The organism is Arthrobacter sp. K410C (assembly GCF_059090105.1).
This window is the reverse complement of the sequence record NZ_JBNHFJ010000002.1, coordinates 118852-144055: the sequence shown is the minus strand read 5'-3', so window position 1 is coordinate 144055 and position 25204 is coordinate 118852. Positions and strand designations below refer to the sequence as shown.

19 protein-coding genes are annotated in these 25204 nt (G+C 67.4%); 9 read left to right on the top strand and 10 right to left on the bottom strand.

The features are described from left to right. Positions 1 to 52: 52 nt before the first annotated feature. Positions 53 to 436, bottom strand: a complete 384-nt coding sequence (gene nirD / locus AC5RU7_RS05645) for a nitrite reductase small subunit NirD (protein ID WP_494051466.1) — start codon at positions 434 to 436, stop codon at positions 53 to 55. 269 nt (positions 437 to 705) lie between these two features. On the opposite strand from nirD, the gene nirB reads away from it, so the two are divergent. The 6 genes from nirB (at position 706) to AC5RU7_RS05615 (ending at position 7736) form a co-directional block, all read left to right on the top strand. Further along, positions 706 to 3336: a nitrite reductase large subunit NirB gene (gene nirB, locus AC5RU7_RS05640; RefSeq protein WP_494051465.1), complete on the top strand. Its 2631-nt coding sequence runs from the start codon at positions 706 to 708 to the stop codon at positions 3334 to 3336. Positions 3337 to 3338: 2 nt separating this feature from the next. Continuing rightward, the gene (cobA, locus tag AC5RU7_RS05635) at positions 3339 to 4373 is read left to right on the top strand and encodes a uroporphyrinogen-III C-methyltransferase (RefSeq protein WP_494051464.1); all 1035 of its coding nucleotides are present in this window, start codon (positions 3339 to 3341) and stop codon (positions 4371 to 4373) included. A gap of 14 nt (positions 4374 to 4387) precedes the next feature. Further along, a complete protein-coding gene (locus tag AC5RU7_RS05630) occupies positions 4388 to 5536 on the top strand; it encodes a uroporphyrinogen-III synthase (RefSeq protein WP_494051463.1) in 1149 nt (382 codons plus the stop codon). Between the two features lie 210 nt (positions 5537 to 5746). After that, positions 5747 to 6607 (top strand): FAD-dependent oxidoreductase, encoded by an 861-nt coding sequence (locus AC5RU7_RS05625; RefSeq protein WP_494051462.1) that lies wholly within the window; start codon positions 5747 to 5749, stop codon positions 6605 to 6607. Positions 6608 to 6703: 96 nt separating this feature from the next. Continuing rightward, on the top strand, positions 6704 to 7420 hold the full coding sequence (gene deoC, locus AC5RU7_RS05620) for a deoxyribose-phosphate aldolase (protein WP_494051461.1): 717 nt from the start codon (positions 6704 to 6706) through the stop codon (positions 7418 to 7420). 55 nt (positions 7421 to 7475) lie between these two features. Further along, complete coding sequence (locus tag AC5RU7_RS05615) at positions 7476 to 7736, top strand: hypothetical protein (protein ID WP_494010577.1); 261 nt, start codon at positions 7476 to 7478, stop codon at positions 7734 to 7736. 57 nt (positions 7737 to 7793) lie between these two features. Here the strand turns inward: AC5RU7_RS05615 and AC5RU7_RS05610 are convergent, their stop codons facing one another. Both AC5RU7_RS05610 and mfd read right to left on the bottom strand, forming a co-directional pair. Then, a complete protein-coding gene (locus AC5RU7_RS05610; RefSeq protein ID WP_494051614.1) occupies positions 7794 to 8606 on the bottom strand; it encodes a metal-dependent hydrolase in 813 nt (270 codons plus the stop codon). Positions 8607 to 8612: 6 nt separating this feature from the next. Next, positions 8613 to 12302 (bottom strand): transcription-repair coupling factor, encoded by a 3690-nt coding sequence (gene mfd, locus AC5RU7_RS05605; RefSeq protein WP_494051460.1) that lies wholly within the window; start codon positions 12300 to 12302, stop codon positions 8613 to 8615. Positions 12303 to 12527: 225 nt separating this feature from the next. Between mfd and AC5RU7_RS05600 the strand changes: the two genes are divergently transcribed. The 3 genes from AC5RU7_RS05600 to AC5RU7_RS05590 are packed head-to-tail and all read left to right on the top strand — an operon-like array spanning position 12528 to position 14801. Continuing rightward, on the top strand, positions 12528 to 14033 hold the full coding sequence (locus AC5RU7_RS05600; RefSeq protein ID WP_494051459.1) for an SDR family oxidoreductase: 1506 nt from the start codon (positions 12528 to 12530) through the stop codon (positions 14031 to 14033). A 44-nt stretch (positions 14034 to 14077) separates the two neighbouring features. Then, the gene (locus AC5RU7_RS05595; protein WP_494010580.1) at positions 14078 to 14575 is read left to right on the top strand and encodes a DUF2505 domain-containing protein; all 498 of its coding nucleotides are present in this window, start codon (positions 14078 to 14080) and stop codon (positions 14573 to 14575) included. Between the two features lie 4 nt (positions 14576 to 14579). Beyond that, complete coding sequence (locus tag AC5RU7_RS05590) at positions 14580 to 14801, top strand: SCO4848 family membrane protein (protein WP_494051458.1); 222 nt, start codon at positions 14580 to 14582, stop codon at positions 14799 to 14801. A gap of 61 nt (positions 14802 to 14862) precedes the next feature. Here the strand turns inward: AC5RU7_RS05590 and sufU are convergent, their stop codons facing one another. The 7 genes from sufU to AC5RU7_RS05555 all read right to left on the bottom strand — a co-directional run bounded on the left by sufU (position 14863) and on the right by AC5RU7_RS05555 (position 25203). Next, entirely contained in the window at positions 14863 to 15312 is a 450-nt protein-coding gene (gene sufU / locus AC5RU7_RS05585) for a Fe-S cluster assembly sulfur transfer protein SufU (RefSeq protein ID WP_494051457.1), read from the bottom strand. A 22-nt stretch (positions 15313 to 15334) separates the two neighbouring features. Continuing rightward, positions 15335 to 16660 (bottom strand): SufS family cysteine desulfurase, encoded by a 1326-nt coding sequence (locus AC5RU7_RS05580; protein WP_494051456.1) that lies wholly within the window; start codon positions 16658 to 16660, stop codon positions 15335 to 15337. Positions 16661 to 17146: 486 nt separating this feature from the next. Then, a complete protein-coding gene (locus AC5RU7_RS05575) occupies positions 17147 to 19684 on the bottom strand; it encodes a LuxR C-terminal-related transcriptional regulator (protein ID WP_494051455.1) in 2538 nt (845 codons plus the stop codon). Positions 19685 to 19790: 106 nt separating this feature from the next. Then, a complete protein-coding gene (locus tag AC5RU7_RS05570; protein WP_494051454.1) occupies positions 19791 to 22523 on the bottom strand; it encodes a helix-turn-helix transcriptional regulator in 2733 nt (910 codons plus the stop codon). 121 nt (positions 22524 to 22644) lie between these two features. Beyond that, positions 22645 to 23235, bottom strand: a complete 591-nt coding sequence (gene pth, locus AC5RU7_RS05565) for an aminoacyl-tRNA hydrolase (protein WP_494010586.1) — start codon at positions 23233 to 23235, stop codon at positions 22645 to 22647. A 111-nt stretch (positions 23236 to 23346) separates the two neighbouring features. After that, complete coding sequence (locus AC5RU7_RS05560; RefSeq protein ID WP_494051453.1) at positions 23347 to 23964, bottom strand: 50S ribosomal protein L25/general stress protein Ctc; 618 nt, start codon at positions 23962 to 23964, stop codon at positions 23347 to 23349. 258 nt (positions 23965 to 24222) lie between these two features. Then, positions 24223 to 25203: a ribose-phosphate diphosphokinase gene (locus AC5RU7_RS05555; RefSeq protein ID WP_009356261.1), complete on the bottom strand. Its 981-nt coding sequence runs from the start codon at positions 25201 to 25203 to the stop codon at positions 24223 to 24225. Position 25204: the final 1 nt, after the last annotated feature.

Genomic DNA, 25204 nt, shown 5'->3' with positions numbered 1-25204 from the left:
GCCTGCCGGGGCGCCCCTTTTCCTGGGTGGTGCGGGATTGATGTGCTGTTGTTTACAGCTCCACTTCGACGAAACCGTCGACGATCCGGCTGCTGAAGGCGGCAAGCTTTAGGCCGGGAGCGCTGAAGCACTCCCCGGTTTCGAGGTCGTAGACCTCTTTGTGCAGGGGCGAGGCGATGGTGGGCCGGGCCCCCTTGGAGCCAAGGATTCCGCGCGCCATGACATGCGCGCCTGTGGCCGGATCCTCGTGGGCCACCGCAAAGACTTCACCGGGCCCGGTGCGGAAGAGGGCGATCTGGCGCCCGGCAACCAGGGCCGCTTCACCCCAGGAGGGTTCCAGGTCGTTCAGGTGGCAGACGCGGTGCCACCCTGCGGCGGCCGCTCCGGCTTCGGCGGTTGCGGTGTCGAGCGCCCCAAGTTCCAGTGTTGCCGTCATGTCCGGCTCCTTTCCCTGTGCTTGTTGTCCGTGGGTTGTGGCTGCCTGTGCGGCCGGGTTCCACGCTAGGCGCGGGGTGTTTCGTGGGGATGCAGCAAATGTGTCCGGCGCGTAAAAGACACCTAACCCGGCCCGAAATGCGTTCGTGATGCAGAAGTTAAGTTCGCGAAACAAAGGGGAAACTGAGGCGAAACTGCCTCTCCCTAGTCTGGATGGACACTCGTCAGAGAAGGCCGGAGCACCGCTGCGGCCCATGCGAAAGGCCCACAGTGACCGAACAGACTTCAAACACCGAGACAACGCGCCGCATTGTCGTCGCCGGCGGCGGCCCCGCGGCCCACCGTTTTGCGGACGCAATGCATGCCCGTGGCCTCGATGGCTGGCATGTCACGGTCCTCACCGAGGAAGCCCACCTCCCCTACGACCGCGTCGCGCTGTCCAAGGCCCTCACCGATACCGGCGTGGACCTGACCCTGGGATCCGCTTCCATGTGGGACCACCCTTCGCTGGAGCTGAAGACCGGCGAGCGCGTTGTGAAGATCAACGCCGGCGCGAAGACCGTGGAGACGTCCACCGGCAACACCTACCCCTATGACGAACTGGTGGTGGCCACCGGCTCAAACGCCGCCCGCCTGCCCATCCCCGGCAACGAGCTCACCCACGTCTACCGCACGCTCGAAGACGTCTGGACCATCAACCAAAAAATTGCCGAACTCACTGAGAAGCTCGGCCGGAAGGTCAATGCAGTCACCATCGGTGGCGGCCTGCTCGGCCTCGAATCGGCCGCCGGCACGGAACAGCTGGGCGCAAACCCCATCGTCATTGACGGCTCGCAGTGGCTGATGGCCACCCAGCTGGACGAGGGCGCAGGGCAGGCAATGGGCCGGCTCATCAAGGCCAAGGGCTTCGAAGTCCACGGCGGCGTCTTCCCGTCCGAGGTGCTCTCCGACGACGACGGCCAGGTCACCGGCGTCCTCATGGCGGACGGCCGCATCATCGAAGCGGACATGGTCATTGTGGCCATCGGCGTCCGGCCCCGCGACGAACTCTTCCGCGCCGCCGAAGGCGAGGAACAGGTCTTCAGCCTTGGTCCCCGCGGCGGCGTGGTGATCAACGACTACTGCGAAACCGAAGTACCCGGCATCTGGGCCATTGGCGAGGTGGCCAACTACGGCGGCATGTGCCTGGGCCTGGTGGCTCCCGCCAACACCATGGCCGAGATCGTGGCCGACCGCCTCCATGGCGGTGACGCCACGTTCCCCGGATTCGACACCGCCACCAAGCTGAAGCTCTCCGGTGTGGACGTGGCAAGCTTCGGTGACGCCTTTGCCAAGACCGAGCACGCCCTCGAGATTGTCTACGCCGACCCCGCCCGCGGCGTCTACCAGAAGATCGTCACCACCGACGATGCCAAGACCCTGCTGGGCGGCATCTTCGTCGGCGACGCCTCACCGTACATGAGCCTCCGCCCGCTCCTCGGCCGCGAACTTCCCGCCGAACCCGGAGCGTTCCTCAGTGCCGCCGGCGGCGGCGACGCCCCCGAAACAGAGCTGCCGGACGACGCAACCCTGTGTTCCTGCAACAACGTCACCGCGGGAAGCATCCGCGACGCCATCAACGGCTGCGGCGCCTGCGAGGGCAACGCACCCGTCCAGGAACTCGGCGAGCTCAAGGGCTGCACCCGTGCCGGCACCCAGTGCGGCTCCTGCGTTCCGATGCTCAAGAAGCTGCTGGAAACCGAACTCACCAAGTCCGGCGTTGAGGTCTCCAAGGCCCTCTGCGAGCACATCGAACTGTCCCGCCAGGAACTCTTCGACGCCATCCGCGTCCTGGAACTGACCTCCTTCGAAGAGATCATGGCCAAGTACGGCAAGGGCGCAGGCTGCGACATCTGCAAGCCAACCATCGCCAACATCCTGGCCAGCCAGAACAGCGCCTACGTGCTGGACGCCGGCCGCGGCACCCTCCAGGACACCAACGACCGCGCCCTGGCCAACATGCAGAAGGACGGCACCTACTCGGTGGTCCCGCGCATCGCCGGCGGCGAGATCACGCCCAAGAAGCTCGGCGTCATCGCCGCAGTGGCCGAGAAGTACAACCTGTACACCAAGATCACCGGCGGCCAGCGGATCGACATGTTCGGCGCCCGGCTGGAACAGCTCCCCGAGATCTGGAAGGAACTGGTGGACGCCGGCTTCGAATCCGGCCAGGCCTACGGCAAGAGCCTGCGCACGGTGAAGTCCTGCGTCGGTTCCACCTGGTGCCGGTTCGGTGTCCAGGATTCGGTGGCCATGGCCATCAAGCTGGAGCTGCGCTACCGCGGCCTGCGGAGCCCGCACAAGCTCAAGATGGGCGTCTCCGGCTGTGCCCGCGAGTGCGCCGAGGCCCGCGGCAAGGACGTGGGCGTGATCGCCACGGCAGACGGCTGGAACCTGTACGTGGGCGGCAACGGCGGTGCAACCCCTGCGCACGCGCAGCTGCTCGCCAAGGACCTCGACGACGAAACGCTGATCAAGTACATCGACCGCTACTTCATGTATTACATCCGCACCGCGGACCGCCTGCAGCGCACGGCCCGCTGGCAGGAAGAGCTCGACGGCGGCATCAAGCACGTTGAGGACGTGGTGGTCAAGGACACCCTGGGCATCGCCGAGGACCTCGAAGCGGCCATGGCCAAGCACGTGGACACCTACATCGACGAGTGGGCCGACACCCTCAAGGACCCCGAGCGCCTGCGCCGGTTCCGTTCCTTCGTCAACGCCCCGGACCAGAAGGACGACTCCATCACCTTCGTCCCGGACGAGCGCGGCCAGATGCGCCCCGCCACGCCGGAAGAGAAGGGCAAGGTCCTGATCGGGGCCTCCATCCCGGTACGTGCCGGCAACGAGAACGAGGCATAGCCATGCAGCTCAGCATCGACCTCACCGGACGCGACGTCCTGGTCACGGGCTCCGACACTGCCGCGCGGCAGGCGGTCCGCCGCTACGAAGCCGCGGGCGCCGTCGTCTACCGCCTGAGCACCCCGCAGGGCGCGGGCCATGACGGGCCGCTGCCCGAGCGCCCGTTCCTGGTGGCGGCAGTCGACGACGGCCAGCCCGGCTGGGACGCCCTCCTGGACCGCTGCCGGCAAACCGGGATCCCCGTGGCCGGCGAACCCGCTGCCGGCGCCGCCGGCCACGTCACCCTGGTGGGCGGCGGACCCGGCACCACCGAACTCCTGACCGTCGCCGCGGTCAAGGCCCTGCGGGACGCGGACGTGGTGTTCTACGACCGCCTGGCCCCGTACCAGGAGCTGCCGTCCCTCACCTCCGCCGAACTGGTGGATGTGGGCAAGAAGCCGGGCCACCACAAGGTCAGCCAGGCGGACATCGAAAAGCTCATGGTGGAAAGCGCCCTCGCCGGCAACAACGTGGTCCGCCTCAAGGGCGGCGACCCGTACGTCTTCGGCCGCGGCGGCGAGGAAGTTGCCGCCTGTGTGGCCGCCGGCGTCAAGGTCCACGTGGTGTCCGGCGTCACCAGCGCCATCTCCGTCCCGGCAGCTGCCGGCATCCCGGTCACGCACCGCGAAGTCAGCCACATGTTCACCGTGGTTTCCGGCCACGCACCGCTGACCGAGAAGGAGCACCAGCACCTGGCCGGCCTCGGCGGCACCATCGTGGTGCTGATGGGCATCGGCACCCTGCACCAACTGGCCGCCGGACTCCGGCGGGCAGGCATGCGCCCCGACATGCCGATGGCCGTCGTCGAGCGGGGGTACCGCCCGGGCCAGCGGACCACCATCGCGGACCTGGGCACCATTGCCTCCGCCGCTGCCGGGTGCAGCAACCCGGCCGTGCTGGTCATCGGCGAGGTGGTTCGGGTGGCGGAAGCCAACCGCGGGCATGCTGAGGCCGCCGCCGACCTGGACAGGCTGGCGGCCTCGCTGCTGGGCTCGTGAAAGGATTGACCCCCATGAATGCACTCGCACCGGCCGAAACACCGCAGGTCGAAGAAACACCCGATGCCGCAGAAGCCCCGCTGGAGGGTTTCCGGATCGGCGTGACCTCCCACCGGCGTTCCCGGGACCTCATTGAGGCCCTTGAACGCCGCGGCGCTGAGGTGCTGCACGCCCCTGCCCTGAAAATCGCCCCCGTCCAGGAGGACATGCGCCTCATCGAGGACACCCGGGCCATCATCGCGGCCAAGCCGGACCTGTGCATCGCCACCACCGCCTACGGCATGCGGCGCTGGTGCGAGGCCGCGGATTCCTTCGGCATCGGCGATGAACTCCTGGAGACCCTGGGCGCGTGCCGGATGTTCGTGCGGGGACCGAAGGCCCGCGGCGCCGTGCGCGCGGCCGGACTCGCCGACGTCGGAATCAGCAGCGACGAGACCACCGCCACGCTGGTGGACATGCTGCTGACCGAAGGCGTCCGCGGCAAGACGGTAGCCGTGCAGCTGCACGGCTACACGGATGTCCGCCAGCTGGAGCGCCTGCGCATGTCCGGCGCCACCGTCCTGACCGTCACCCCCTACCGCTGGGTGAAGCCCGACGGCGAAGACAAGCTTCCGCGCCTCATCGAGGCCGCCTGCAGCGGGAACCTGGACGTCCTCACCTTCACCAGCGCCCCCGCCGTCGATGCCATGTGGAGCACGGCGCACGAGATGGGCGTCTACAAGCAGCTGATCGACAGCCTGAAGACCAACGTCACCACCGCGGTGGTGGGCCCCGTGACCGCCCAGCCGCTGATAGATGCCGGGGTGGCACCCTTGGTCCCGGAACGCTTCCGCATGGGGGCGCTCATCCGGCTGGTCTGCGAGCACCTGGCGCTGAACCACGTCCGCCGCCTGGAAACAAGGTCCGGCAACATCGAACTGCGGGGGCGGAGCCTGCGCATCGACGGCCAGCCGGTGGAACTGGCGCCTGCCCCGCTGCTGCTGCTCCGGGCGCTGCTGGGCGCCGGCGGCGCGGTCCTCTCCCGCGAGTCGCTCTCCGAACTGCTGGAACTGCGGGGATCCGTCCACGCCCTGGACATGACCGTGAGCCGGCTGCGGTCCTCGCTGCCGGACGGACGCCTGGTGGAAACCGTGGTCAAACGGGGGTACCGGATCCGCGTCTAGCATCCCGCTGCTCCCGTTCGAGGGGCCCGTGTGTCCGGTGGCGGCCGAATGAGAGCCGCGTCACCGGTTCTGTTACCGGCCGGTAAAAACTGGCGAACGGGCCCCCTTACAACGGCAACCGAGGGGAAACACAACGGTAAAAGCGTCCCCCTACGCTGGGTTCCATCACGAACTTCCGGCCGTCCAGGCCGCCAGCGAAAGGGCCAGCACATGTCCGCTCCGGCACCCACCCCGTCCACCTCCGCGCCCACCCGCATCGTCATCGCCGGAGCCGGCCCGGCCGCACAGGCCTTGGTCAGGCAGCTGGACCGGGCAAGCTTCGCCGGCACCATCACGGTCCTCAGCAGCCGGGACGACACGCCGGAGGAACTGCTGGAGCTGGCACTGCTCCCCCAGGTGTCGGTGCGGTTCGGCCAGCCGGCCAGCCACATCGACGCCGTGAACCGGACCGTGGCAACGGCCGACGGCCTGGAATTCTCCTACGACAACCTGGTGATAGCTACCGGATCATCCCCCGGCGCCAACCCCGTGGAGGGAGCGGCGCAGTGCCTGAGCTACTCCACCATCGACGACGCCGCACGCATTGCCGAGGCCGTGGGACAGGTGACCCGGGAGCTTGGCAGACGGCCGCTGGGGATCCTGGTGGGTAACGGGGCCGCCGCAGGCCAGGCTGAGGCCGTCCTGCGTGCCCGCGGCGTGCGGCCCATCCGCACCACCGCCCGCCCGGCCGCCGTCGTCCCCGGGCAGTCCGTGTCCGGGCTGACTGCCTCCGCGGTGGTCTTCGAGGACGGCAGCAGCATGAGCGGCGACCTGGTGGTCCTGGCTGAAGAGCGGGTGGCACGGGACGGCCTCGCTGCCAGCGCGGGACTGCGGACCGCGGCGAGCGGAGGAATTGTCATCAGCCAGGACTTCCGGACGTCCGTCCCCGGCATTTGGGCCATCGGGGACGCCGCAGCGTACGACGGCGTCCGGCTGGGCCTGCTCGTGGCGGCAGCTTCCGCCGCGGGAGCCTGCGCCACGCAGCTTCTGGCCGCGGCCTCAACCGGGCCGGACCTGCAGGCAGCCGCCTGACCGGCCGCATCTTGCTGTTGCCCGGCTGTGACAAGATGGTGCCGAACCGAGTTCCAGGACGTGCCGGGGCCCATAAGGCCCCCGGAAAGGACCATCATGAGCAACGAAGCCACCCCTTCCGTTCAGCCAGCCCCCGCTGATGCCGGGAGCATCGCCTCCTACATCGACCACACGCTGTTGAAGCCCGAAGCCTCCGAGGCCGACGTCCTGAAAGTGTGCGCCGAGGCTGCCGAATACGGCTTCAAGTCCGTGTGCGTGAACCCCATCTGGGTCAAGACCGTCAAGAATGCCCTGAAAGGCTCCGGCGTCCTCACCTGCTCCGTGGTCGGTTTCCCGCTGGGGGCCACACCCACCGACGTCAAGGCCTTCGAAGCCCGCGGCGCCGTGCTTGACGGCGCCGACGAGGTGGACATGGTTATCAACATTGCCGCCGCCCGTGCCGGCGACAAGGGTGCACTCATCGAGGACATCAGCGCTGTGGCGGAGGCGGTGCATGCCAGCGGCGCCATCCTGAAGGTGATCATTGAGACCGCCCTTCTCACGGAGGACCAGAAGGTCCTCGCCTGCCAGGCAGCCGTGGAAGCCGGCGCGGACTTCGTCAAGACTTCCACAGGGTTCAACGGTGGAGGTGCAACGGCCGAGGATATCGCCCTCATGCGCAGGACCGTGGGCCCGGACCTGGGCGTCAAGGCCTCCGGCGGCGTGCGCTCCCTGGCCGACGCTCAGGCTATGATTGCTGCTGGTGCAACACGTATTGGTGCCAGCTCCGGTATTGCCATCGTCAAGGGTGAACAGGGTTCAGCCGCCTACTGACGGCAGGCCGGACGCCGCCACAGATTGAGCCCTGCGGGGCCGAGGAGGAACGAAATTGTCCAGCAAGATTAACGCGTCCGGCCAGGACACATCGGACCAGCGCACGGTCCGGACCCCGCAGAACGAGAACAAGCTCTCCGGCAGCATTGTGCTGTTCGTGATCATCATGGCGCTGTTCTTCGGGGCGATCTACTCGCTGTCCTTCCTCACGCTCGGCAACCCCTGGCCGATGGCCGTCTGCCTGGTGCTGTTCGCCCTGGCGTTCTGGATCCCGCAGACCATTTGGGGCCGCTCGGACTCAGCGGGCGAACACTAAGAAGCTTCTTGTACGAAAAGGACCCCCGGACGCCCGTCCGGGGGTCCTTTTCGTGCGCTAGAACCAGAGCCTGGTCCAGGCCACGGCGGCATCGGCCATCCGCGTCCACTGGCTGTGCGCAATGGACCAGCCGGCCACCGTCATGCCCACCATGGCGTACGCGCTCACCGGGATCAGCACCAGCCACTCGCGCTTGGAGCCGGCCCGTCCCAGCAGCGGCAAGGACAGTGCCCCGTTGGGCCGCCACACGTACCGCAGCAGCGGGACCCTGCGCAGCGCCTTCGGGGGCCGGACCACCAGCGGCCACAGGAGCGGGACTCCCCCGGTGGTGATGAGGTCGCCCACGATGTGCACCACCACACCGATGAGCATGGACACGGGCAGCCAGGTCCACTGTTCCGGGGCATACACCGTGACCAGTCCGGCCATCGCCAGTGCGAAAGCCCAGTTGGTCAGGAACCCGCTCTTGGGAAAAAGCTTCAGGGCCTTCGCCGCGATGTTGATCAGGCACATGCACAGCAGGCCGGCACCGACGGACAGGAGCCCCCAGGGGGTCTCCAGCTGGAACCGGGACGCCAGCGCGGCCAGCAGGACGAAGACCCCCGCGCCCAGGATGGAATGCGTTCCCTGCCGGTGCCCGCCGCTGGCGTTCTCAATCCCGCGGGCAATCGCGTTGGAGAGCGGCGGCAGGGACTGGGCCACCGTGCTGGAGCGGTGGTCCCAGTCGCAGACCAGTGCCGTTCCTGCAGTGGCCAGGCCGCCAATCAGGATGCCGGTTGGATCCAACGGGTACCAGCCCAGCGTGTAGGGGCCCGTGGAGGCAACAGCTACCCACGCCGCGGCTCCCGACGCGGCGTGGTGTCCTCCCATCATCCGTCAGGCCCCTGTCTGAGCGACGGGAACGGGCTGGTCGGAGAAGATGTTGCGGATGACGCCGTCGGCCCATCCCAGGATTTCCGCGTCCTGCAGGTCCCGGCCGCCGATGCGAGCGGTCTTTGGTTTGGGGATCAGCACCGCGTCCAGTGCGGGCTTGGACTGCGATCCCGGGTACATCCGGTTCAGGCGCATGACCTTGGACTCCGGCAACTGCGCGGGCGAGAACCTGATGAAGTTGCCCTGCAGCGCCACGTCGGACAACCCTGCCTCGCGGGCAGCCACCCGGAACCGGGCCACGGCCACCAGGTTCTGGGCCGGCAGCGGAAGCTCACCGTAGCGGTCCACCAGTTCGGCGAAGACCTCGTCGATCGCCTCGTTGGTCTGCGCTGCCGCCAGCTTGCGGTAGGCCTCAAGGCGCAGCCGTTCGCCCGGAACGTAGTCGTGCGGAAGGTGGGCATTGACCGGCAGCTCGATCTTCATCTCGGCAGCCTTCTCCTCGGCCTCGCCGCGGAAGTCCGCCACGGCCTCGCCCACCAGCCGGATGTAGAGGTCGAAGCCGACACCCTGGATGTGGCCGGACTGTTCGCCACCCAGCAGGTTGCCGGCACCGCGGATTTCCAGGTCCTTCATGGCCAGCTGCATGCCCGCGCCGAGCTCGTTGTGCGTTGCCACTGCCTTGAGGCGTTCCAGTGCCACCTCCCCCAGCGGCTTCTCGGACGGGTACAGGAAATAGGCGTAGGCACGCTCGCGGCCACGGCCCACGCGCCCGCGGAGCTGGTGGAGCTGGGATAGGCCGTACTTGTCCGCACCGTCCACGATCAGGGTGTTCGCGTTCGAGATATCCAGGCCCGTCTCGATGATGGTGGTACACACCAGGACGTCGAAGCGCCGCTCCCAGAAGTCCACGATGATCTGTTCCAGGCGGCTCTCGGACATCTTGCCGTGCGCCACCTCCACCCGGGCTTCCGGAACCAGCTCGCGGATCTTCGCCGCCGTCCGTTCAATGGTGGACACCCGGTTGTGGACCAGGAACACCTGGCCTTCGCGCATCAGCTCCCTGCGGATCGCGGCGGAGGTCTGCTTGTCCGTGTAGGGGCCCACATAGGTCAGCACGGGGTGGCGTTCCTCCGGCGGCGTGGCCAGGGTGGAGGTCTCCCGGATGCCGGTGAGCGACATCTCCAGTGTCCGGGGAATCGGGGTGGCGCTCATGGCAAGCACGTCCACATTGGTGCGCATCTTCTTCAGCGCCTCTTTATGCTCGACGCCGAACCGCTGCTCCTCGTCCACGATTACCAGTCCGAGGTCCTTGAACTCGAAGTCCTTGGACAGCAGCCGGTGCGTGCCGATCACAACGTCCACCGAGCCGTTCTTGACGCCTTCCGCCGTCTCCTTCGCTTCCTTGGAACCCTGGAACCGGGACAGCGGCTTGACGCGCAGCGGGAAGCCGGAGAACCGTTCGGTAAAGGTTTCGTAGTGCTGCTGGGCCAGGAGGGTGGTGGGCACCAGCACGGCCACCTGCTTGCCGTCCTGGACCGCCTTGAAGGCCGCCCTCACCGCGATCTCGGTCTTGCCGTAGCCCACGTCCCCGGACACCAGGCGGTCCATCGGGATCTCCCGCTCCATGTCCGCCTTGACCTCGTTGATGGTGGTCAACTGGTCCGGCGTCTCCACGTACGGGAAGGCTTCCTCCAGTTCCCGCTGCCACGGGGTATCCGGGCCGAAGGCGTGCCCGCGCGAGGCCATCCGCGCCGAGTACAGCCGGATCAGCTCCCCGGCGATCTCCTTGACGGCCTTGCGGGCCTTGGACTTGGTGCTCGCCCAGTCCGCGCCGCCCATCTTGCTCAGGACCGGGGTGTCCCCGCCCACGTAGCGGGTCACCTGGTCCAGCTGGTCAGTGGGCACGAACAGCCGGTCCCCCGGTGCGCCCCGCTTGGACGGCGCGTACTCCAGCACCAGGTACTCGCGTACGCCGTCGGCTCCGCCCGCCACCTTGCGCTGGATCAGCTCGACGAACCGGCCGATACCGTGCTGTTCGTGGACCACATGGTCCCCCGCCACCAGCTGCAGGGGGTCGACGGCGTTGCGCCGCTTGGACGGCATCCGCCGCATGTCCTTGGTGGAGGCTGCGGAGGTCCGGCCCAGCAGGTCGGCTTCCGTGAGCAGTCCCAGCTTCAGGCCGTCGAGGACAAAACCGCGTCCGACGGCGGCGGTGGTCACCTCGATGATCCCCGGCTGGGGCTCGTGGTCCAGGCTGTCCACCCGGGCGCAGGGGATATCGGCGTCGTGGAACAGTTCCGCCAGGCGCTGGGCGGGACCGGGACCTTCAGTGGCCACGACGATCCGCCACTGGTCGCGCACGTGCGAACCGATGAAGTCCATCATTTCCGCCACGTCGCCCTGGTAGCCGCGGGGCTCCCGTGCGTGCAGGTTCAGGACGTCGATCTCCGGGAGCAGTTCCGCGTCCTGGGCCAGCGAGGTGATGGACCACCAGGAGACGCCGTGCTCCAGCGCGGACGTACGGGTCTCGCCCAGCGAGCGGAAGCTCGCCGAGTGCAGGGCCGCCGACGCCTGCGAGCTGAGGTCCAAAGGCGCCGTCCCGCCGTCGGACGCCGTGGACCAGGCCGCCTCCAGGAATTCCTCGTTGGTGGCGGCGAGGTCGTGGGCGCGGGTGCGGACCTTCTCGGGCTCGATGACAACGGCAATGGAGTCGGCAGGAAGCTGGTCCACGAACGGGACCATGGCGTCCACCAGCACCGGCGCCAGCGATTCCATGCCCTCCACGGCGATGCCGCCGGCGATCTTCTCCAGCATGTCGGCGGCGGCCGGGAGCTGGGACTTGAGCGTCGCGGCGCGGGACATCACGGACGGGGTGATGAGGATTTCCCGGCAGGGCGGCGCATGCAGTTCGGTGGGGTGGTGGATCCCGGGGGCTGACAGCGAGCGCTGGTCGGCCACGGCGAACCAGCGCATCTGGTCCACCTCATCGCCAAAGAACTCCACGCGGATGGGGTGGTCCTCGGTGGGCGGGAACACGTCGATGATGCCGCCGCGGACGGCGAACTCGCCCCGGTGCGTCACCATGTCCACCCGGGCGTAGGCGGCATCGGCGAGGCTCCGCACCACGTCCGTGAACGGGATGTCCTGGCCCACCTTCAACGTGACCGGCACCAGGTCACCGAGTCCGGCCACCACGGGCTGGACCACGGCCCGGACGGGCGCCACCACCACCCGGAGCCGGCCCGCCGCCGAACTCTCCGGATGGGCCAGCCGGCGCAGGACGGCCAGCCGCCGTCCCACCGTGTCCGAACGCGGCGAGAGGCGCTCGTGCGGCAGCGTTTCCCAGCTGGGGAACTCGGCCACGGCACCCGCGGGCAGGTAGGCGCGAAGTGCCGCCGCCAGGTCCTCCGCCTCCCGGCCGGTGGCGGTGACGGCGAGGACCACGCCCGGCCCGCCGCCGTCGGACTCTTCTGGCCCGGAGGCCCTGAGGCCGTCGGACATCTCGGCGAGCAGCACGGGACGCAGCCCGGCGGGCGCGCTGATCTGGTAATCCTGGCCCCGGACGCTGAATCCCCTGGCGGCTTCCGCCCGGACGCGCGCGAACGTCTGGTCCTCGGCGAGGACGCGCCGCAGGCCATCCAGCGACGGGCCTGCAGTTGATTGGCCGGCGGCGGACGGGCCGGGAAGGCTCATGGCAGAAGCTCCTGTGGTGTTCAAGGGGATCGCAGGCAACGCGAAAACCCGAAATTCGCTGCGAATCCCGGGTAACCTCCAGCCTACCGCGCACCGGCGACATTCCGGGCCCCGGCAGTCACGGCAGCGGATCCTGCGCTTAGGCTGGCAGGGCCCACTCATTTACCGGGGCGGCCGTCCGGACAGGCCGCCGCTCCGAACTGCTGAGGACGAACAGGAGCGAGCATGACCGGAACCAATGCACCCCACATTCCCAAGACAGTCCTGGTGACGGGAGCCACCGGCTACATCGGCGGCCGGCTGGTGCCCCGGCTCCTTGAGGCAGGCCACACCGTCAAGGCGCTGGTCCGGTCCCCGGACAAGATTGCCGGGGTGCCGTGGCGGGGCAAGGTGGAGGTGGTGGAAAGCAGCCTGGACGACGGCGACGCGCTGCGGAAGGCGCTGGACGGCGTCGACGTCTTCTACTACCTGGTGCACTCCATGGCTGCCGGGGCGGGTTTCGAAGCCAAGGAGAAGGCGATGGCCGGCATCGCGGCCCAGGCGGCGGCTGATGCGGGGGTGGGCAGGATCGTGTACCTCGGCGGCCTGCATCCGCAGGGCGTGGAATTATCCACCCACATGCGGTCCAGGGAGGCAGTGGGCCAGGTGTTCCTGGACGGCCAGGTGGACGCCATTGTCTTCCAGGCGGGCGTGGTGATCGGCTCCGGCTCGGCGTCCTTCGAGATGATCCGGCACCTGTCCGAGACGCTGCCCCTGATGCCGGCGCCCAGCTGGGTCCGGAACCGGATCGAAGCGATCGCCGTCCGGGATGTTCTGTACTACCTGGTGGCCGCGGCATCCCTGGACGGGCCCATCAACCGGACCTTCGATATCGGCTGCCGCCAGGTGCTCACGTATGCGGCAATGATGAAGGAGTACGCCGCCGAAGCCGGCCTGCCCTACCGGGTTGTGCTGGCCCTGCCGGTCCCGGCCCCCAAGCTCGCCGGGATGTGGGTGGCGCTCACCACGCCCATCCCGCTGTCCATGGCTTTCCCCCTGGTCCAGTCCCTGCAGCACGACGCCATATCCGGCGAGCATGGCATCGACAGGTACATCCCCCAGCCCGACGGCGGGTTGACGCCGTACCGCACCGCCGTCGCGCTGGCTCTGGGCAAGGAACGGGACGGCCAGGTGGAAACCACCTGGGCAAATGCCGGAGTGGCGTCCGATCCCCTGCCGAGCGATCCCGACTGGTCCGGCCACACGGTCTACATCGACGAACGCACCTTCCACGGGGACGTGGACCCGGAACACCTGTGGACGATTATCGAGGGAATCGGCGGCCGGAACGGCTGGTACTCGCTCCCGCTTGCATGGCAGGTGCGCGGCTGGCTGGACAAGCTGACCGGCGGGGCCGGGCTCCTGCGCGGGCGCCGGCACCCCAAGATGCTGGCCGCCGGGGAGGTGGTGGACTGGTGGCGCGTGGAACGGATCGACCGCGGCAGGCTGCTCCGGCTGCGGGCCGAGATGCGGGCGCCCGGCCGGGCATGGCTGGAACTGTCCGTGGAACCCGACGGCGCCGGCAGCCTGTACCGGCAGCGGGCCATCTTCTTCCCCAAGGGACTCAGCGGCCGGCTCTACTGGCTGGCTGTCCTGCCGTTCCACGGCCTGATCTTCCCGGCGATGGCCCGGAACATCACCGGGGCGGCACAAAAGCTCATCGATGCGGAGCGGCCGGCCGGGACCCCGTAGGATGTCTTGAGTTAAATCCGTTCCCCAATGTCCCAGGAGGACCCATGGCCCTGAGCGCAACCACTTCCCTTCCGCACTCCGTCGACAGCGTCGCAGCTGTCCTGGTGAACGAGGACTTCCAGCGCCACGTCAGCCAGCTGGTGGGCGGAAACCTGGAATCTTTCACCGTGGACGGTGACGTAGCCGGCGCGTTCAACGCCACCTCGGTGCGCACCCTTCCCACCACCCGCCTGCCCGAATTTGCCCGCAAGTTCGTGGGTGAGCACCTGAAAGTGACCCAGGTGGAAAGCTGGAACGCCCCGGCGGAAGACGGCTCCCGCCAGAGCAACATCACCGTCAAGATCGCCGGCGCACCCGTGGACGTCACCGCCGTCCAGCGCCTGGTGGCCGAGGCCAGCGGAACCCGCGTTGAGCTCGAGGGCGAGGTCAAGTCCTCCGTGCCTTTCCTGGGCGGCAAGATCGCCGACGCTGCCGAGCCCATGGTGGCCAAGGCACTGAACCTGCAGGCACAGCAGGCGCAGGCCTGGCTGGAAAGCCACTAACCCGGTGGAACTGCCCGTTTTCGCGGCCCTGGTCCTGATTGTGGCCGGCGTCTGGTCCCTGGTGGTCTGGCCGCAGTTCCTGCGGCGGGTCATGAAGGATCCCCGGGCACGGGACGCGGCCGGCAAGGCCACCAAGTTCCTCACCGTCCACGTGGTGCTGGTGAGCGTCTCCATGGTGCTCGGTGCCGCAACGGCACTCATCGGCATCATGGCACTGTTCGGCTGACCCTGCATACCAAAAGGCTCTCCTCCCGGCGGGAGGAGAGCCTTTTCGCGTTTACGGTAGGTCAGGCTGCCTGGTTGAGGGCATCCTCGGCGGCCACCCAGGAGATCATCGCGCATTTCACGCGGGCTGCATAGCGGGCCACACCCTCGAACGCGGCGGCGTCCCCCAACAGTTCCGGATCCGCATGGACCTTCCCACGAGAGCGCAAAACCTCCCGGAAGCTGTCGATGACTTCATGCAGTTCCGCCACGGTCATGCCCTCGGCCAGTTCAGTGAGCACCGACGCCGAAGCCATCGAAATTGAGCAGCCGGCGCCGTCCCAGGAAACCTGGGCGATCCGTCCATCCTCCACGGCCAGGCGCAGCGTCACTTCATCCCCGCAGACCGGGTTGAGCTGGTGGGATTGGCCGGTGGATGCCCCCGCCGGGGCCTCGGTCGCGGCCAGGCCGCTGCCGTGCCGCGCCTTGGAGTGGTCGAGGATGATCTGCTGGTACAGCTGGTCAAGACTCATGGGTTTACCTTCTATCCTCGGGCTAGGCGCCGAAGTAGGCCCGCACGCCGGACACGGCATCCAGGAACTGGTCCACGTCGTCCGTGGTGTTGTACAGGTAGGTGCTTGCCCGGGTGGTGGCCGTCAGGCCCAGCCTGCGGTGCAACGGCTGGGCACAGTGGTGGCCAACGCGCACCGCGATTCCGCGCGAATCCAGGAACTGCCCTACATCGTGAGCGTGAACGCCCTCGACGTCGAACGCGGCCAGTCCGATCCGCTCCTTCCCGGCTTCGGGCCCCAGGACCCTGATCCCGGGGAGCGATTCCAGGCCTGCCACCATCCGTGCACCGAGTTCGGCCTCCCAGCGGTGGATCCGGTCCAGCCCGGTTTCTGTGAGGTAGTTGGCGGCGGCGGCCAGGGCCACCGCCTGGGAGATCCGCTGCGTACCGGCCTCAAAACGCTGGGGCGCAGGCAGGTACTCTGCCCGCTCCATGGTCACGGTGGTGATCATCGAACCGCCAGTGAGGAAGGGCGGCAGGATGTCCAGCAGTTCCTGCTTGCCGTAGAGGACGCCGATGCCCGTGGGGGCCAGCATCTTGTGCCCGGAGAAGACGGCGAAGTCCACGTCCAGGTCCTTGACCTTCAACGGAAGGTGGGGTGCCGACTGGCACGCGTCCAGGACCACCAGTGCGCCGGCTGCCCGGGCAAGTGCCACGAGTTCGCGGACCGGGTTGATGGTCCCCAGGACGTTGGAGGCGTGGGTGAAGGCAAGCACCGTGGTCCGGCTGCCGATGATCTCCGCAGCCTGGTCCATCCTGAGGCTGCCGGCATCATCGATGGGGATGTAGCGGAGCGTGGCGCCGGTACGGAAAGCCAGTTCCTGCCACGGTATGAGGTTTGCGTGGTGCTCCATCTCGGTGACCACGATCTCGTCCCCGGGAACCAGCGCGAGATCCTTCAGTCCGGCATCGCCCCGGCCCTGCGAAGCCCAGAGCCCGGCGTTGGACAGCGCGTAGGAGATGAGGTTGAGGCCCTCGGTGGCGTTGGACGTCCAAATGGTCTCGGAGTAGTCGGCACCAACAAAGTCGGCCACGGTCTGCCGGGCGTCTTCAAAGGCCTCTGTGGCCTCCACAGCAAGATGGTGGGCGCCCCGGTGGACCGCGGCGTTCCGCTGCTCATAGAACTCCTGCTCGGCTTCCATGACGCTCACGGGGTTCTGCGAGGTGGCTCCCGAATCCAGGTAGACCAGGGGGCGTCCGTTGACGAGCTGGTGGAGGACCGGAAAGTCGTTCCGGATGCGCATCACTTCGGCGTTATCCATCACCGGCAGGGCCTGCTCCAGCGTGGCTGGCGTTGCTACTACGGCCAAAACGATCTCCTTGAGATGCCAACGGATGACACTCAATTGTCCCACAGCACGGCTGTGGCGGCCGCCCACGGGGGCAGCCGCCACAGCCGCTCCGGGCTTCGCCCGCGGAGCGGAGGGCCGGCGACGGCTGGGGGGAGAGTCTCGGTCTCAGAAGACTCTGACGCCGCCGGCCCCGTCTCGGCCCGGCCCCTGGGAGCCGGAAGTCGATAGAGGCTTTGATGTCCTGCAGGCAATCTCTGCGGCTTCCCTCCCGCCGCTCCTTTGCCTCCTTAAGTAAATCGTGCAGTAGCCCTCTGCACACGAGTAGGGTGTACTCGTTTTCCGCGGCAAGGAACTACTTGGGCAGCCGTGCCGGCCAGCAAGCCCCCGGGAGGGCTTCGTGTCCTGCATCGGAGGAACTTGTGGGAGCACCTGCCGGACGGCAGAGGGTGTCCCGAGTGACGGCGTCGCGGTACAGGCTGCACGGAGAAAAGCAGGTAGCAATGCCTACTTGGGCAGCGCGGACTCCAGTTCGTCCCTGCTCCGCACACCCAGCTTGACGTAGGTACGGTACAGGTGTCCTTCCACGGTCCGGACCGAAACCATGAGGCGCTGGGCTATCTCACGGTCGGTGAGGCCCTGGACCGCAAGCTCCACGATGTCCTGTTCCCGGCGGGTCAGGTGCACCGCGGGGGCTGCGGCGATAAAGCGTCCTTCGCGGAACCGTTCTCCCAGTTCGTGGTCGCACTTCTCCCGCTGGGCCACCGCCTGCCGGGACCGGCGGCGTTCCCCGGCCTGCTCCAGTACTGTGCTGGCACGGGCGTACGCCTCGCGGGCAAGGTTGACGAAGCCGGACTCCTCCAGCGATGTGGCGGTTGCCATCAGGGCATCGCCGTCGGCAGCTTCCCAGCCGGTGGCCAGGGTCAGCATGGCAGCAGCCCAGCGTCCCTGCACGGCACCTGCAGTGTCCTTCACCATGGGGATTACCGAAGGATCCCCCAAATCCCAGCACACGGCCAGAAGCTCCAGCAGGTGGCCCGTCCGCCCGGCTGCTTCCGCGGCAGTCATCATGGTATGCAGCGAGGCGAGGCCCTTGCCGTCGTGGGCCAGGTATTCGCCGGCCGCGGCGGCATATGCGCCGGCCAGGAGGTCATGCTGCGGCCCACCCGTAACAGCATCCTTATAGTCCTGTTCCAGGCGCTTGGCCTGGGCCGCATCCCCCAGCCGCGCCGCGACGTAGAAACCAAGGGAAGACCCAAAGCGGAACAGGTGGAGCGGGTCATTGAGCCTCAGTGCCTCCACGGCCGGCAGCAGCAACTGGTACGCACGCTCCATCCGGCCCTGACGCAGCAGCGAGTAGCCCCTGAGCAACTGCAGGCTGCCGTCGAAGGTTGCCGCACCGGCGTCGTGGTGGGCGGCGTAGCTGTTCAGCTCGCGTTCCGCTGATTCCCATTCGCCCATGGTCAAGTAGTTGACCACCAGGCGGCCCAGCACGAATTCGGGAAAGAAAAACAGGCTGCCGTCCAGGGGCGGCAGTTCGGATGCGGCCAGGAGTGCGGCATCCAGGCCCTCGGCAGGGCGGCCGGCGGCCGTAAGCGCATGTGCCAGCAGCGCTTCACCAACGGCCGCCACGGGCTGGTGGCCGCCACCCAACGGACGGTCCCTGACGGTTTCCACGGCCGCTGCCAGCGCACGATAATCCACCTCCGACCCTGCCTTCAGCAACCGGAGAAGATCCTCCTGCCAGGTCCCGGTCCCCTCCCCCGGTGAGCCCGTTTGTTCCCGCACGTCCTCCGCGACGGCGGTCAGCTGGTGCCCCGCCGCCTGGTGTGCCGATATCCGCAGCAGCAGGACCGCCGGGCCCTGGGGATGGTCGGTGAGCTGGAGCCAGCATTGGTCGAGCAGGGCGGCCGCATCAGCGTAGGACCCCTCGTTGTACAGGGCTCGGGCCTGGACCGCCTGCGCCAGCGGCACGAGGTCCGGGGCATGCACCCTGGCCGCGATGGATCGCGCGCTGGGGTTGCGGTACCGGGACAACGCCTCGATGGCGGATTCGAGCATGTCGGCGTCAGGCACGCGCAGTCCGCATTCCAAAGCCCATTCCACAGACCGCAGCCGGCCTTCGCCACGGAGTACGGTGCCGTCCTGGTGGGCTCGGATTTTTTCCTGCAGCTGCAGGCTGCGCGACACGGAGATGGTGTTCCTGATGGCCTCGGCGAAAAGGCTGTTCCACAGGGAAAGTTCAGCCGGGACACCGGACGATTCCACCACCATCTGCTGGTCCAGCAGGGCACGGACCACCGGTGCCCCGCAGATATCCTCAATGACCTTCCTGCCAACGGGTCCGGCGAGGGCGATAAGTTTGAGTGCTTCCTGTTCTTCGGGCCGCCGCCGGAGGTGGTCCTTGGCCACCACCGCCGTCAGCCGGGCACCATCAGAGGGCAGGGCGCCCAGCAGGACCCAGATGCCGTTCCGCTTGGAGAGGATCCCTGCTTCGGCGGCATCGTGCAGCAGTGCATCCAGGAGGCGGGGATTGCCGCCGGATGCTTTCCAGGCCGCGTCAATGGTGGCCGCAGGAACTGTTCCCGCGAGGAGGTGCTCCAGGACCTCCTCGATCTGTTCCCGGTTCAGGGGCCGCAGGTCCACGCGCTCCGCAAGGCCGTCGTACCATAACTGGTCCAGCGGCTGCGGGAGTCCGGGCCGCGGCCTGGCCGCTGCCACCACTGTCGCCCAGCCGGCAGAAATCAGGTCCGCCAGCACGCCCGCAGAGGCCTCATCCAGCTGGTGGGCATCGTCCACCAGCAGCAGGACAGCATTGCCGTTTCCGGCTTGCAGCTTCTCGAAATACGTCCACATGGACCGCAGGACCGATACGGGCGAAACCGACTCCTCTGCGGTCAGGTCAGTCGTATAGGGGGTCAGCACACCAAATGGCACCGCTGCCAGCGCCGAGCTGCCATGGATCTGCAGGATGTTCAGCTCCCCCCTGAACCGCTCTGCGACCGTCTCTGTGAGCGAGGACTTGCCGATGCCTGGACCGGCCATGACGAAGACGGCCTGGCTGGTGCGGTTCCGGACAATGTTGCAGATCCTGTCCAGCGGCTCGCGGCGGCCGGTAAGTGCCCGCTGCGCCGCGCCGGGCTTATGTCCATTAGACGAGTCCAGTCAGATCACCCCTGGAAGTTACGCCGAGCTTCGTGAACACCTGGTAGAGGTGCCCCTCAACAGTCCGGACTGACACGCCCATCTCCAGGGCGATGTCGCGGTTCGACGCACCCCGGCCGGCCAGTCGCGCGATCTGGCGCTCCCTGCTGGTGAGCAGCGGGCTGCCGCTGCTGGGCACGATCGGCAGGTTGGTCACTGTGGCGGCCAGGATGTCCAGGCGGGCCTGGGCGGTCCGGGCGGACATCGAGTCGCCGTCCTGCCGTGCGAAGTCCACGGCGAGGGCCATGCACCGGGCCTCGACGGCGTCCAGTTCCAAGGTGGCGGCGAGCTCTCCGCCGGCGAGGAGTACCTTGGCGTCCTTGGTGCGACTGCCCAGCGCTATCAGCCGCGACACCTCTGCCAGCGGTCCCTGCCGGTGGTCTGCGATCTCCTCCAGAAGCCGGAAGTCGGCGTCGCTCCCGTTCACGGTAGCCGCAAGGAGCTCCACCCCTGCAACCGTGTACCGCCCTGCATCCATGTTCCGGCGGGCCGATTGCTTGAGCTTGCTGACGGCGTCGGGGTCGTTCAGCCAGCGCCCCGTCACCAGGGCACAGAAATCGATAAGGCTGTCGGTGGCGAAACCGGATACGCCCGAGACCCGTTGCAGCTTGGCGAGGTACTTCCTGGCCTGGACCACGTTGCCGATCTGCGCATGGGCCAGGGCTGTGGCCGAGTATGCGAACCGGAGCGCAGTCTGCACAGGCTGCAGTTCCAGCTGCGCGGCCGCGGACATCAGGGGATCGAGGGCGGCCGCGCCACGGCCGGAATAGACGTAGGCGATTCCGGCGGCCAGTTCGGCTGCGGCGCTGCCGTACGGCAGCCGGGATGGTTCCTCGGCGTTTTGCGTGCCCAGAAGATCGATGCACCGCCGCCACTGCCCTGCCATCAGCAGCACCAGGTAGGCCTCCCGGTTATACCGCTCGCGCAGGCCCACAACATGGGAGGCATCGCTGATCTGCCCGCCGAGCTGCCGCATCAGGCTCAGGGCATCCATCTCCCGCCCGGTCAAAGCCAGGGCCGTCATCAGGATGATGGCGGCATTCATGCGGTATTCGGCGTCGGGATTCGTTGCCTGGTCCGCGGCGGACTCAAGTTCGGGAATCAACGCCGCGTAGTCGCCCACGAACGCCCGGTATTCGAACTCCGTCAGGGCAACGCGGTTTAGCGCCGCCGCGCCCGGTTCAGGCCAGAATGCACCGTTTCCGGCAGGCGCCAGCCGTTCCCGTGCCTCCGCGAGGAGGGTGGGCACCTTTCCTGCCTGGTCCGGAAGCCGCATCATCACCTGGGCCTTGGCCGCCACCAGATGGGCGTATTCCTCGACGTCGTCCAGTGCATCGATTTCCGGCCGGGTCATCTCGTCCAGCGCTGACAAGGCCTGTACCGGCATATCCAGCTGGAGGTATGCGGCAGCTTTCTGCCGCTGGGCCGCTACCCACTGGGGGTCCGTCCGCTTCAGCATGTCAGCGTACGTGAGGGCAAACTTGGGATCGAACAGCTGGACCGCTGCTTCCGCGGCCGCGAGGGCGAAGGCTGGACTCAGCTCAGCCTCGCACTCGTGCGTCCAGGCCGCGAAGGCCATCAGCTCATCGACCGTCATGCCTGCGGGATCGGGTTCCTCGCCGCCAATCAGGACGCTGCGCAGTTCCCGGCGCCGGGCGATGCTCAACCAGGTCCGCACGACGTCGCCAATGTACTTTTCGCGCAGCGACACCCAGCGGTGGTCGGAGTCGTCAATCTCGAGTAGGCCGCCGTCTTCCATGTCGGCCACCACGTCGGCACTGTAGATGGAGGTCAGGCGGGACAGTTCCACCCGCCGTGCGCAAGAGAGCATCTCAATGACTTCCCGGGTTTCCGGGGTTTCCCGTGACCAGCGGGACCTTACGATGTCATCGAGGCTGGCGGCGCCGTCGAGCACCACCTTGTCGCGCAGGGTCCAGACGGAATCGGACAGGACCAGGTTTCCGGACAGCTGCTGCTCCGTGACCAGGGCCTTGAGCAGGAGCGGGTTGCCGCCCACCATACGGTGGTAGGTGTTGACCAGGGAGGCAGACACCCGGTGGCCCAGCAGGGACAGCAGGACCTGGCGGGTTTGCAGCTCGTTGAGGTTGCTGAGCCGCACCTCCGTCAGCCGGTGGTCCGTGAGCAGCCAGTGGAAGTCGGCCGGAAGGTCGCTGATGCCGGGTGCCACAGCGATGATTTTGGCGGTACCGGTCAGGAGCACGTTCAACAGCACTCCGGCGCTCATATCGTCGATGCTGCCGGCGGTGTCGAGCGTGATGATGCAGGGCCTGCCTGCGGCGTCGCTGCGGATCAGTGACGTGATGCCGCGGAGGATGGCTGTGGGCGACCCCATGTAGGCCTGCGGGAGCCGCGCCAGCAGGAAGGACAGACACCCGTAGGGGGTGGCGGATCCGGCGGGGCCATTGCGGAGCTGCAATGACCAGACGTCCGGGCCAAGGTCGGCCACTGCCGCGCGGGCGAGGGAGGACTTACCCACACCCCGACTGCCGGTGATGACGGCTCCCAGGGAGTTTTCGCTGGTCAGAGCCGTGTGGATGGTTTCGAGATTGGCGCTCCGGGCAGGCGCGGACCATTGCTGTTCCGGCGTTACTGGGGCATGGGTGTGCACTGCGTCGTGAGGTGTTGACCCACGTCCCCAGCTGAGTGGCTCGATTGACATGAACTTATCCCCTACATCCCCGATAGCGGGTTGTAGCCCCATTGCTCCCCCGCATAGCAAGAAGAGTACCCTGTGGCACCCACAGGGAAACAGGTTGAAACGGGTTTAAGTTTCTAAGTTGCTACTGCCCGGTCTTCGCGGGATGGAACTTCTGCTGCGCTGCCGTAAGCCCCTCGCGCAGCAACGCCTCCACGGCATCCGCCGCTTCATCGAGCAGGAACGGCAGTTCCTTGAGTTCGGCGGAGCCGAAGTCCCGCAACACGTAGTCGGCGGTGTCCATCCTGCCGGGAGGCCGCCCCACTCCCACGCGGACCCTCAGGTAATCCTTCGTGGCCAGCGCTTTCGAGATGTCGCGCAGCCCGTTGTGTCCGCCTTCGCCGCCGCCGATCTTGAGCTTTACCGTATTAAAAGGGATGTCGATTTCGTCGTGGACGGCCACCACGTGGTCAGGCGTGACGCCGTAGAAATTGGCCAGCGCCGACACCGGGCCGCCGGAAACATTCATGTAGGTCAGCGGTTTTGCCAGGACAACCCGGGGTCCGCCAATCCCCAGCCGCCCCTCCAGCACCTGGGCTCGCGCCTTGTGCGTCTTGAACCCGGCACCGATCCGGCCTGCCAGTTCATCGAGCACCATCTGGCCGACGTTGTGCCTGTTGCCTTGGTACTGGACTCCGGGGTTTCCGAGGCCGACGATCAGCCAGGTGTCAGTCATGGGTCAATCCTAGGGTGGGCTAATTGGGACAAGCCGCAGGCCAGCGGCGGTGGACATGGCAGTGGCCGGACCCCACAGGGATCCGGCCACTGGCAAGGGCATGCCGGGTGATTACTCGGCTGCTGCTTCGGCGGCTTCGGAAGCTTCGCCGGAAACAGCCTCGCCGCCTTCGGTGGCGGTCTCTTCCTCGGTTGCCACGGCCTCAGAGATGTTCACGACGAGCGCCTCGGCGTCAGTCAGCAGGGCGGAACCCTTGGGCAGGACCAGATCGGAAGCGTGGATGTGCTCGCCAGCGCCGCGGCCTTCGATGGAGACCTCGACGGCGTCGGGCAGGTGGGTCGCCTCGGCCTCGAGGGACACCACGGTCAGTTCGAGGTTGTGGACCGTGCCCGGGGCGGTTTCGCCGGTGACGTGGACCGGAACGTCCACGGTGACCTTCTCGCCCTGGCGGACGGTCAGGAGGTCGATGTGCTCGATGATCTGCTTGATCGGGTCGCGCTGGATGTCCTTGACCAGGGCCAGGTGGCCTTCGCCGTTGACGTCCAGGGACAGCAGGGCGTTCGGGGTGCGGACGGCCAGGGTGGTGGCCTTGGCGGGCAGGGTGATGTGGAGGGGCTCTGCGCCGTGGCCGTAGATGACGGCGGGGATCAGGTTGGCCATCCGGGCGCGGCGGGCGTAGCCCTTGCCGAATTCGGTGCGCAGTTCTGCTGCGAGCTTCTGCTCAGACATGGATATCTCCTTGAAGACTAAACGGTGTTCAGCAAGGGCGGAGGTCTGGTGCGACCTTCAACGCCGGGCGGCCGGAAGCCGGCCCTTCAAGAAGGCGCCCTTCATTGGAAGGGCAGATCAGACCCAGTCGATAACGGAGACTGCAGGCCGTTGTCAGGCATACACCCAACCGGCTGCTCTCCCTCGCCAAGGTATCGGGGATAAGCCTACCAGCGGCGGGCCGGTTTCCTTAAACCGGGACCGCCGCGGCAAAGGGCTTTAGGCGTTGCCGTCGAACAGGCTGGTGACGGAACCGTCGTCGAACACTTCGCGGACTGCGCGCGCAATCAGCGGTGCGATGGACAGCACGGTCAACTGCGGGAACCGCTGGGACGCCGAGAGCGGAAGCGTATTGGTGACCACCACTTCGCGGGCGCCGGAATCGGAAAGCCGCTGGGCGGCCGGCTCGGAGAAGACAGCGTGCGTGGCGGCGATGATAACGTCCTTGGCGCCGGCGTTCTTCAGCACCTGGACGGCGCCGGAGATGGTTCCGCCGGTGTCGATCATGTCGTCGATAAGGACGCAGGTGCGTCCTTCGATCTGGCCCACAACGGTCTTGGACACGGCCTGGTTGGGAACGGTCAGGTCGCGGCTCTTGTGCACGAACGCGAGGGGCGCGCCGCCCAGGCGCTCGGCCCACTGCTCCGCCACCCGGACGCGTCCGGTGTCCGGCGAAACGACCGTGATGTTGTCAGCGTCCACCCGGGTGCGGATGTAGTCGGCGAGCAGCGGGATGGCCATCAGGTGGTCCACCGGACCGTCGAAGAAGCCTTGGATCTGGGCGGTGTGCAGGTCAACGCTCATGATGCGGTCGGCGCCGGCGGTCTTGTACATGTCGGCCACCAGGCGGGCGGAGATGGGCTCGCGGCCGCGGCCCTTCTTGTCCTGCCGGGAGTACGGATAGAAGGGCGACACCACCGTGATCCGCTTGGCGGAGGCACGCTTCAGCGAATCGATCATGATCAGCTGTTCCATCAGGTGGTTGTTCAGCGGGGCCGGGTGCGCCTGGATGACGAAGGCGTCAGTGCCGCGGACGCTTTCGCCCGCGCGGACGTAGATCTCACCGTTGGCGAAATCGTAGGCGTCCACCGGGAGGAGGTCGGTTCCAAGCTCCTTGGCGATTTCCCGGGCAAGCTCCGGGTGTGCCCGCCCGGTGGCGAGCACCAGCTTCTTCTCGCCGTGCGCCGTAATTTCGCTCATT

Bases quoted from the DNA above. Each gene is read 5' to 3' on its own strand.
- nirD (WP_494051466.1), bottom strand. From the start codon at position 436: ATGACGGCAACACTGGAACTTGGGGCGCTCGACACCGCAACCGCCGAA.
- cobA (WP_494051464.1), top strand. From the start codon at position 3,339: ATGCAGCTCAGCATCGACCTCACCGGACGCGACGTCCTGGTCACGGGC.
- AC5RU7_RS05630 (WP_494051463.1), top strand. From the start codon at position 4,388: ATGAATGCACTCGCACCGGCCGAAACACCGCAGGTCGAAGAAACACCC.
- AC5RU7_RS05625 (WP_494051462.1), top strand. From the start codon at position 5,747: ATGTCCGCTCCGGCACCCACCCCGTCCACCTCCGCGCCCACCCGCATC.
- deoC (WP_494051461.1), top strand. From the start codon at position 6,704: ATGAGCAACGAAGCCACCCCTTCCGTTCAGCCAGCCCCCGCTGATGCC.
- AC5RU7_RS05610 (WP_494051614.1), bottom strand. From the start codon at position 8,606: ATGGGAGGACACCACGCCGCGTCGGGAGCCGCGGCGTGGGTAGCTGTT.
- mfd (WP_494051460.1), bottom strand. From the start codon at position 12,302: ATGAGCCTTCCCGGCCCGTCCGCCGCCGGCCAATCAACTGCAGGCCCG.
- AC5RU7_RS05600 (WP_494051459.1), top strand. From the start codon at position 12,528: ATGACCGGAACCAATGCACCCCACATTCCCAAGACAGTCCTGGTGACG.
- AC5RU7_RS05595 (WP_494010580.1), top strand. From the start codon at position 14,078: ATGGCCCTGAGCGCAACCACTTCCCTTCCGCACTCCGTCGACAGCGTC.
- sufU (WP_494051457.1), bottom strand. From the start codon at position 15,312: ATGAGTCTTGACCAGCTGTACCAGCAGATCATCCTCGACCACTCCAAG.
- AC5RU7_RS05575 (WP_494051455.1), bottom strand. From the start codon at position 19,684: ATGGCCGGTCCAGGCATCGGCAAGTCCTCGCTCACAGAGACGGTCGCA.
- AC5RU7_RS05570 (WP_494051454.1), bottom strand. From the start codon at position 22,523: ATGTCAATCGAGCCACTCAGCTGGGGACGTGGGTCAACACCTCACGAC.
- pth (WP_494010586.1), bottom strand. From the start codon at position 23,235: ATGACTGACACCTGGCTGATCGTCGGCCTCGGAAACCCCGGAGTCCAG.
- AC5RU7_RS05560 (WP_494051453.1), bottom strand. From the start codon at position 23,964: ATGTCTGAGCAGAAGCTCGCAGCAGAACTGCGCACCGAATTCGGCAAG.
- AC5RU7_RS05555 (WP_009356261.1), bottom strand. From the start codon at position 25,203: ATGAGCGAAATTACGGCGCACGGCGAGAAGAAGCTGGTGCTCGCCACC.